Here is a 1,363-nt window from a genome sequence, read left to right on the forward strand (position 1 = left end):
CTGGCAAGTAGGCGTCCTTCATCGCGCCGTCCAAAGGCAAAAAGTGGTGGCAGACCCTCGGGTGGGCGGCGCCACCTTGGCCAGAAGCCTCAAGCTCGGCGATATATGCTGCACTGTTTGCAAGTAGCTCAGCTTCAGTAAAAGGCGTCATTTGCGGACAATTACGCCGGATCATGAAGGTCCGGTAGTGGGCGAAAGCGGAATGTAGATAGCGGCCCGGCAGCTACCAAGCAGACCAATCGACAAGGCGGCCGCTACATAGAACGAGGCAGACTACCACCGCTCCATCGTTGAAGCCGTTGAAGCGCCCCAAGCAGTTCAGCCGTCGCGATCTGCCCGCTTTCATTCAGGCCTAGAACCTTCGCGGTGGCTTCTCGTGCGAAGATGTCGTCGGGGTCCTCATGAAGCAGCAACTTTAGATACGGTACAGCGCGGCTATCTCTACGTCGTCCTAGGCCAATGATGCCCTCGTAACGCACGTGAGCGTCGTCATCCGATAGCGCCACAGCAAGGGCTGCGCGTATCTGGTCTGTGTCGACATCGGTTAGTTGCCCGATACCGAAGGTGGCCCAATTGCGAACATCCGGCTCGCAATCCGTCATCAGCTTCAAAAGAGCCTGTCGAGCCTCCTGTGTATCGACCGCGCCTAAGCCGAAAGCCACGGCATGCCGGATGTTATCGTCCCAATGATCAGCAAAAGGGATGATGTGCGCGGCCGCTCGCACGCGGTCAACATGTTGAAGAGCGTATATCGCGTCATAAACTACGGTCAGCACCTCGTCCTTTAGAAGAGGAAGCACGGCTGAAAAAGATTCTTCGGGGAACGTGCGCTCGGGGAGGCCTAGTTGGCCCAACACATCCGCACCGCGCGCCCGCGATGCTGGGTCACTTGAACGTGTCAAGGCAACAGCGCGATCCAACACTTCCTTGGAGCCGCGCCAGTGAAGAGCGGCGACCGCGTTCCAAGCTGCATCGTCATCAGCCTGAAAGGCTGCTTTCCAGAGGTCCGCTATGGACCGGATATCATCGACAGGGCTCGTCATTCGGTCAGCATAATTATGCCGCTTAACGTCCGCTATCAGGAACGCTGCATTTCATGCCGAACGACTGGATTTGGGCGATAGCGGTCAGAAGCTTGGCTGATCCTTTAGCGCCCGCCACAGGGTCGATCGGCTAACGCCGAGCAAGGTCGCCATGCTGGCGGTGGTTTCGCGATCAGCGGCGATCTCGTCTCTGGCTTTGCGAAGTTGCGCACCGGTCAGGGCGCGAGGCCGACCCAGGTGACGCCCCCGCGTACGGGCGGAAGTCATGCCGGCGCGGGTGCGCTCCACGATCAAGGCGCGCTCGAACTCAGCCAATGCTC

General features: G+C 59.1%; 1 protein-coding gene and 1 pseudogene. Both read right to left on the reverse strand.

What is annotated here, in order from left to right:
* Positions 1-254 precede the first annotated feature (254 nt).
* Entirely contained in the window at positions 255-1,043 is a 789-nt protein-coding gene (locus tag IFT54_RS20160) for a HEAT repeat domain-containing protein (protein WP_192071982.1), read from the reverse strand.
* Positions 1,044-1,127: 84 nt separating this feature from the next.
* Positions 1,128-1,363: pseudogene (locus tag IFT54_RS20165) on the reverse strand (recombinase family protein); the annotation flags it as partial.

Source organism: Sphingomonas sp. CFBP 13714 (genome assembly GCF_014842205.1).
Taxonomy (GTDB): Bacteria; Pseudomonadota; Alphaproteobacteria; order Sphingomonadales; family Sphingomonadaceae; genus Sphingomonas; species Sphingomonas aerolata.